The sequence below is a fragment of the Cetobacterium sp. ZWU0022 genome (assembly GCF_000800875.1).
Taxonomy (GTDB): domain Bacteria; phylum Fusobacteriota; class Fusobacteriia; order Fusobacteriales; family Fusobacteriaceae; genus Cetobacterium_A.
On sequence record NZ_JRJZ01000086.1, the window covers coordinates 1 to 7,869 of the forward strand.

Genomic DNA, 7,869 nt, shown 5'->3' on the forward strand with positions numbered 1-7,869 from the left:
TTGCACCAGATGATATTCCTACAAAAATCTATTATTTTTCCCCTCCGTTTTTTATAAATAACTTCTACCACTATCTGGTGAAATGGTTACTATAACTCTCTCTTTACCTAAACTTTTAGAAAGTTTTAATGCCGCTAATAAATTTGCACCAGATGATATTCCTACAAAAATCCCTTGTTCTTTTGCTAAACGCTCCCTAATAATTTGTACTTCATTATAATCTACAGATATCATCTCATCTATATCAGTTCTATTTATAAATTTTGGGATTACTCCAACTGCTGTTGCTTGAATTTTATGTGGAATAAAAATACCATTAAATATATCACATCCTTCTGGTTGTACTCCAATTATTTTTGTTTCTAAGTTATGTTCTTTTAAACATTTAGATATTCCCGCAATTGTTCCCCCACTACCCATTACAGATACAAAATAATCAATCTTTTTTAATGAATTAATGATTTCTTTTCCTGTGAAAAGATAGTGTGCATTTGGATTAGAAATATTTTCAAATTGATTTAAATTTATATATGTTTTATTTTCACTTAAAATTTCTTTTAACTTTATTAGATGGGAGTTATTACCTAATTCATGATTTGAATAAATAATTTCAGCACCATATTCTTTTAAAATATTTATTTTTTCTTTACTGAAATTATCTGGAATAACTAACTTTAATTTATAGCCTTTCAAAGAAGCCGCTATTGCCAATCCGAGACCTGTATTTCCCCCAGTTGCTTCTATAAGTGTATCACCTTTTTTTAACATCCCTCTGTCTTCAGCGTCTCTAATCATTTCAAAACCAACTCTTGTTTTAATGCTCCCCCCTGGATTAAATTCCTCTAATTTTAAATAAATATCAGGATATTGTTCTCCATATAAATTTTTAATTTTTACAATTGGTGTTCTTCCTACATAATTTAAAATATTCATCCTTTTCTCCTCATTTCTTATTTACAAATATTAAAAAAAATAGTATAACAGTGTTGTCGGTGAAATATATTTTTAATTCTACAAAACTATAACAGTTATGTCAATGTTATATATCAAAAACTGTAGTACTACAGACGGAGGTTTTATGAAAAATAACTCAGCAGAAAAGAAAATACCTATTTACTTAAAAATTTATGAAGATTTAAAAAATAAAATTGAAAAAAATGAATATCCAGAAAACTCTAAATTGCCATCAATTAGACAACTTGCTTTAAAGTATAAACTAAATAATATTACAATTATGAAAGCTTTTACTCTTTTAGAAAAAGAGGGATATATTATAAAAAAACGTGGCATTGGAATATTTGTAAAATCTAAAGAATCTTTATTTTATAACACACCATCTAATAATCTTATTGAAACTTTTAAAGTTGGTCAATTAAAAGAAAATAATCGTATTAATTTTGCAAGTGGAACTCCTTCAGAAGATGCTTATCCATTCGAAATTTTTAAAAAATTATATAGTGATGTTTTAGAAGAATATGGACCTAAAATTATGTTATACCATCCTACTCAAGGTTTAGATGAGCTTCGAGAAGTCATTAAGAAAACTGTTGAAGATAAAGGGATTCTTATATCTAAAGATGATATACAAATAACTAGCGGTTCACAGCAAGGATTGGATTTGATATTAAAAACGCTTTCGTCTAAAAGAAAAAATAAAATAGTTGTAGGAAATCCAACTTATCATGGTGCTTTAAATACTTTTAAAACAAATTGTAAAATTTATCCTGTAGAAATGGAAGAGGATGGTTTTAATCTTACTCAATTGGAAGAAATCTTATCTAAAGAAAAAATATCCTTTATATATACGACAATGGATTTTAGCTGTCCCACAGGTGTTTCTTGGAGTGAAGAAAAGAAACAAAAGTTAATTTTATTAGCTAAAAAATATAACACTTTGATTGTGGAAGATGATTTTGCATCAGAACTTTCATTTTACAATACTCCTAGAACCTCTATAAAATCTTTAGATTCTGATAATAAGACTGTTATTTACATTAAATCATTTTCTAAAATAATTATGCCTGGTTTAAGATTAGCATATATGATAGCACCAACTGAGCTTATTTCTAAAATAGTGACTGTTAAGTTTACCACAGATATATCGACATCAGCTCTTGATCAAAAAGTTTTAGCTAATTTTTTGAAAGGTAATTTTCTCAAATTACATATAGAAAATCTAATCAAAATTTATAAAGAAAGATATCTTGTTTTAACTGAGAAACTAAAAGAGATACCTTTTTTAGATGTTATTTATAATATTGATGGTGGTTTTTATGTTTGGATAAAACTAAATGATACAATAGATTCGAGTCAATTTTACTTAAAGTGTAAAGAGAATAATATTCTACTTCTTTCTGGAAATGTTTTCTTTTTAGATAATCAGAAAAATCAATATTTCAGACTGAGTTTTGCAACTACAGATATTCTAGAAATTATAGATGGGATAAATCGTTTAAAAGAAATTTTCTCATAATCTATATTTCCACAGTTTTTACAAATAAACGATAATAAAATGGGAATAAAATTAAAACTATGAAAGTATTGTGAACGTCAATCATATTTGTAAAAAAATGTGATAAGGGTTTACAAATTTTCGTGAGAGGTATTTGTAAGTTTTTACTTGAAGATAGTCTCTCTATTTTCAAGTCGATAACTGTTACCTTTCAGATTAAAAACCTGACATCTATAAACTAGCCGATCTAATATTGCCGTGGCTAGAGCTTCATCTTGAAGAAGCTCTGTCCATTGGCTAAAATCTTTATTTGAGGTTATACAAATTGATGTCTTTTCATGTAATCCACTCACTATTTCAAAGAATAAATTAGCATCTTCTTTAGTTAGTGGAATATATCCAACTTCATCTATCATTAGCACATCACATTTATTCAAGCGATTTATTACTTCTTTGGATTTCCTACAATTGTTCTTATTTTTTAAAAAATATATTAATTCGCTCATAGTAAAAAATAATACATGATATCCTAACTCTGTAGCGCGATAGCCCAATCCTATCATCAAATGAGATTTCCCGACTCCTGGTGGACCCAAGAAGATTAAGTTATACATGTTATCAATCCACTTCATCTCTTTCAAAATATTAATCTTAGTTTTATCAATCGATTTTTGAAAAGTTGTATCAAAAGATTCAACCTCTTTTGTATAAGGAAATCTTGCTCTTTTAATTCGATTTCTTAAAGCATCCTTTTCTTTACGCTCAACTTCAGCTTTTAATATCTTAAAAAGAAACTCTTTATATGTTTCATTTCCTTGTTCTGCTTCTTCGATGAATTTCATGATACTAGTTTTTAAAGTAGAAAGTTTTAGTTGGTTTGCCATATCTCTTAAAATATCTAAATCCTTCATAACCCTTCCTCCTGTATATTTTGATATTCTGAAATACTACGTGTATTCACATCACAAATTTTTGGAATTAAATCACTTTGTAAAATTTCCTCTTTTTTAACAGAAAAAGAGTTTTGTTTAACTTTTAAAGATAATGTTCCTAATGACAAATCACCTTTTAAAAGAGAATATTCCACTCCTCCAACTAAAGCATTTAAGGAAAATTCATTTCCTAGTTTCTGTAGCTTAACTAAATTTCTTCTAACATTTTTAGGATCAGATATTACTAATTTTTCAATGTATTCTAATATACGCTCATTATATTTAAACTGTTCAAACACTTCAGTTTTTAGTTCTGAAACTTCTTTATCAATCTGTCTATGATAAGGTTCTTTTTGAATCAGTTTTCCTTTTCCAGTAGCCATTTTATATGAAATTATTAAATTTAAATCTAACGTTTTAATTTCAAGTAAATCACCAACAATATTTAAAACTATATCTTTATGAGCGCTGTATGTTCCCTTCGGTAAAGAGTAACGATTACCTTCATAAGAAATCGTATTGTCTTTTTTCACTCTGTGTTGTATAATTGGGATGTCTTTAGATAAGTGCTTATCAGAAAGGTATTGTCTTTCCAGGGAAAATACTTCTGAGGGCACTTTTTTTGTTGTCTGATGGACTTTCGTATTTCCTGTACCCTCTAACCATCTATGAAAAGCTGCATTAAGATTATCGATACCTTTAAACGTTCTATGGTTTGCAAAATTAAACTTAAAATATTTAACAACAGCTTCTATTTTCCCTTTACTTTCAGGATCGTAAGGCTTACAGAACACAGGATTAAACTTAACTTTTTCAACATACTCTTCAAAAGCTTTACAGAGCTTAAAGGTTCCATCTTCATTTTCATTTACTAAAGCAACTTTAGTTCTATCATATACAATCTCTTCTGGAATACCTCCAAAATATTGAAAAGCTTTGTTATGAGCCTCTACAAAATCTTGAACATTAAATGGCTTATCTTGCCAACATCCATATTTATATCTTGAATGTGATAACATCATAGCAAAAGTCCATACTTTTACAGGATTATTTTCAACATCATAAAGAATAATTTCTCCAAAATCCACTTGCGCTTGCTTCCCCATAGGAAGTTCTTCTACAGCTACATATTCACGTTCTTTCAATTTTTTATTAAGATTATTTTTTTCTCTCAATTTAGCGACATAATTTCTAACACTGCTTTTGCATAAATCAAAATTAATATGCTGTTCTTTTAAACGGTCATAAATTTGAGCAGCGGTAAAATCTTTGTAAGTTATTAAAAATCCTAATATTTCATCTTTGTATTGATCTAATATTGATTTTGATTTATTTTCATTAAGTTTTTTTACAAGATTTAAGAAATCTTGTTCGCTCATATTCCAATATCTTTTAACAGTTCTAGTATCAATATTTAATTGTTTAGCAACTTGAGATTCTTTTAATTTTTTAATTTCTTCAAACATATACAGTCCTTTCAAAGCAGTCATCTCCTTGTAATTTAATGACTACTTTTATTACAATATTTTTTAGAAAAAATCAAGCATTCTCCTCTCACAAAAATTTACATTGTTCTCTCACGAAATCTTACAATCTATTATATCAGTCACAGTATAAGGCCTTGGTTCATTTTTTTCGAAAAAAGTCACTTTTTCTTTGATTGAGTTAACAAAATCAATGATTTAAATAAATAAAAAGTATTAATGCCTAAAAAAGTGTTTTTCAATGAAAAAAATCAAAAATTTGATATTGAAGAACAAAAAACTGATATAAATATTTTAAAAAAACTGTAAGAAAGTCTAAATTAAATAAAAAAGGGATATCAAAGTTTGGTATCTCTTGATTTTATTGACTAAAAAGGCTAATTGGTGCAAAAGGACAAAAAAAACGACTCGGGGCCTACAGGGGTAAATGTTATAAAATATAAAAAATGCTTTAGAGATAGGAATTAATTTTTGATACCGCAATAGCTTATCAAAACGGCAGTGCTGAAAATAAAGGTTGAAAAATAAAAAGTGGTTTAACTACCACTTTTTTGTTTTATTAATTCGGTTACTAATATATATGGATTTTTATATCTCATGTTATGTTTACTTTTCTTACCACACGATATTGCTATTGTCGGACAAAGATTTACACAAGCTAGGCACTCTTCACAGCTATTTTGCCAACTTGGAATTTTATTTTCTAATTTAATATTATCTACAGGACAAACTTTTTCACAGATTTTGCAAGTGATACATTTTTCTTTACTCACTTCAAAACTTTTATGAGTTCTCTTCAATCCTAATCTCCAAAATTTATATATAAGTAAAAAAATTGGATATAAAATAATGTGACTTTTATTATAACTATTTTGTTGATTAGATATATTTTTTGAAATCAGTTTCATTTTGGAACTAGATTTTTCTAGATCAATTTTGGCATCACTTTCTGATAAAGGTTTAAATAACTTTAAATAATTATCTGGCATATGACAATATTCTGAATAATTTAACTTAGTACTCTTATTTTTTAAAATATTATTTATTTGTTGAAATGGAATACCATATCCGCTTCCTCCACATGTGGCTATTGCAAATATATATTTAGCATCACCTATCTCTATATTTTTTATAAACTTTTCAACTAATTTTGGAATCCCCATAGCATATATCGGAAATAAAAAACCAACTTCGCCTTCTATTTTTATATTTTTATCTAAAACTTCAGCTATATTTACTAAATTGTATGAACAATTATCTTTTAAAAATTTTGCTAAATATAATGTATTTCCAGTTCCTGAAAAATAATAAATAGTTTTCATATTCATTTGTTTTTATCTCCTCTCTCTTGTATATTTTTTATTATAGTATATATTATCTATCAGTATCTGTATAGATTAATTAAAAAAATAATTTGACAAAACCATATAAAATGAGTTATAAAAGTATTGAAAAAATTAAATTTTAAAATTTTTAGGTGCTTAGGCATAACAAGGAAGTAGGTGAGATTCCTACACAGCCTCCGCTACTGTAATGAGGATGAAACTATGTTAACCACTGGAATACTATGTTCTGGGAAGGATAGGAGTAAAATGATTCTAAGTCAGGAGACTTACCTAAAAATTACACAAAAATTGTTAGGAGTGAACAAGGAGTGAATATGAGTAGAGATCTAAAATGGGATTATGAAAAATTTAAAAAGTTTGACAGTTTTATCAGAGAATTTAAAACTTATAGTGATGTGCTTCAATTTTTAAATGATGTTCTTATTACTATGAAAGGCAAAAAAGAATTTGTTAATAATATTACAAAACTTAGCGCTGAAGAGCAACTTTTACTTTTTTATCTAAAGAAAAAAAAGAATTTCAAAAATATTAAGGATTTCTATAAAGATTATATTGAATTTTGCCAAGAGTGTTATATTTTATTAAATAATAATCTATATGAATCTAGAAAATGGGAAAAACAAGCTGTTTTTCATATTAATCAAAAAAGTAATTTTTTAATTAAATTAGAAACGATTCAAGCTAATTTAATTTCTATTCAAAATAATTTTTTGAACTAAAATAAACTTTTAAATAAAGTAGATATCTTAAAAATAATTTTAAGACATCTACTTTTTTAATTTAATTAATTTTTATTTTCTTTCTTCAGGATAAACTAATCCCCATTCTTTACGAAGATTTGTCATTATATCCATAACCTCTTTTGTTATTTCTAAACGAGTAATTGTAGATTCTCCCGCTATAGCTTTTTCCATATCAAGCATTTCATAATAAAGAGCCTCTTTAGTATCTCCTATTTCAATGATCTCTGTGGCTCCTGTTTCTGTATAAACAATTGTAGCTTTCTGAGCTCTTGGATACTCCATTATTTCAACATATCCTTTATCACAAGATATTACAGCACGTTTAGGTTGTTTTGAATGTAGTGTCAAAGCTATTGTTGCCATCTCTTGTTTCTCATTCATCAAAAGTATTCCAGCCTGCTCATCCACTCCTGATGGAGCAAATTTTACTTGACTCGATACCTGTGTTATTTTCGCAGACATAAATAATCTAGCAAATGATATTGCGTATACACCAATATCTAAAAGAGCTCCTCCTGCAAGATTGGGATTAAAGAAACGATTTTCCATATCATATTCTTTATAACTTCCGAAGTTTAATTGAATCATTCTAAGCTCACCTAATTTTCCAGAATCAATCCTATCTTTTAACTCTCTATAAATTGGCATATGGAAAATTGTCATAGCCTCAGCTAATACAACATTTTTTTCTTTAGCCAAAGTAATAGCTCTATCTAATTCTTCGCTATTTAACGTAATAGCTTTTTCACAAAGAATATGCTTTCCATTCTCAATCGCTTTTAACATAAAATCAATATGAGTATTATGAGGTGTTGTAATATATATTACATCTACATTCTCGTCCACAAACAATTATAGCAATAGGTAAGGCTTTGAAGTTATCTCCACCTTTTCCCCTGCTCCACACCGTGC

General features: G+C 27.4%; 7 protein-coding genes and 1 riboswitch. Of the genes, 2 read left to right on the plus strand and 5 right to left on the minus strand.

Annotated features, from left to right (window positions below; translation table 11 throughout):
* Positions 1–51: 51 nt before the first annotated feature.
* Entirely contained in the window at positions 52–933 is an 882-nt protein-coding gene (locus tag L988_RS07540; RefSeq protein ID WP_047383079.1) for a PLP-dependent cysteine synthase family protein, read from the minus strand.
* 145 nt (positions 934–1,078) lie between these two features.
* Between L988_RS07540 and L988_RS07545 the strand changes: the two genes are divergently transcribed.
* Positions 1,079–2,473, plus strand: coding sequence for a PLP-dependent aminotransferase family protein (locus L988_RS07545; protein WP_047383081.1), 1,395 nt, complete (start codon positions 1,079–1,081; stop codon positions 2,471–2,473).
* A 143-nt stretch (positions 2,474–2,616) separates the two neighbouring features.
* On the opposite strand, the gene istB is transcribed toward L988_RS07545, so the two are convergent.
* The 3 genes from istB to L988_RS07560 all read right to left on the minus strand — a co-directional run bounded on the left by istB (position 2,617) and on the right by L988_RS07560 (position 6,196).
* Entirely contained in the window at positions 2,617–3,363 is a 747-nt protein-coding gene (gene istB, locus L988_RS07550; RefSeq protein WP_047383083.1) for an IS21-like element helper ATPase IstB, read from the minus strand.
* Complete coding sequence (istA, locus tag L988_RS07555) at positions 3,360–4,865, minus strand: IS21 family transposase (RefSeq protein WP_052191748.1); 1,506 nt, start codon at positions 4,863–4,865, stop codon at positions 3,360–3,362. The genes istB and istA overlap by 4 nt, the downstream gene beginning before the upstream one ends.
* A gap of 539 nt (positions 4,866–5,404) precedes the next feature.
* Positions 5,405–6,196: an EFR1 family ferrodoxin gene (locus L988_RS07560; protein WP_047383085.1), complete on the minus strand. Its 792-nt coding sequence runs from the start codon at positions 6,194–6,196 to the stop codon at positions 5,405–5,407.
* Positions 6,197–6,326: 130 nt separating this feature from the next.
* A riboswitch (cobalamin riboswitch) is annotated at positions 6,327–6,503 on the plus strand.
* Positions 6,504–6,522: 19 nt separating this feature from the next.
* Between L988_RS07560 and L988_RS07565 the strand changes: the two genes are divergently transcribed.
* A complete protein-coding gene (locus L988_RS07565; protein ID WP_156110687.1) occupies positions 6,523–6,933 on the plus strand; it encodes a hypothetical protein in 411 nt (136 codons plus the stop codon).
* A gap of 72 nt (positions 6,934–7,005) precedes the next feature.
* Here L988_RS07565 and L988_RS07570 read toward each other — a convergent pair whose 3' ends face one another.
* On the minus strand, positions 7,006–7,803 hold the full coding sequence (locus L988_RS07570) for a Gfo/Idh/MocA family protein (protein WP_231549787.1): 798 nt from the start codon (positions 7,801–7,803) through the stop codon (positions 7,006–7,008).
* Between the last annotated feature and the right edge of the window lie 66 nt (positions 7,804–7,869).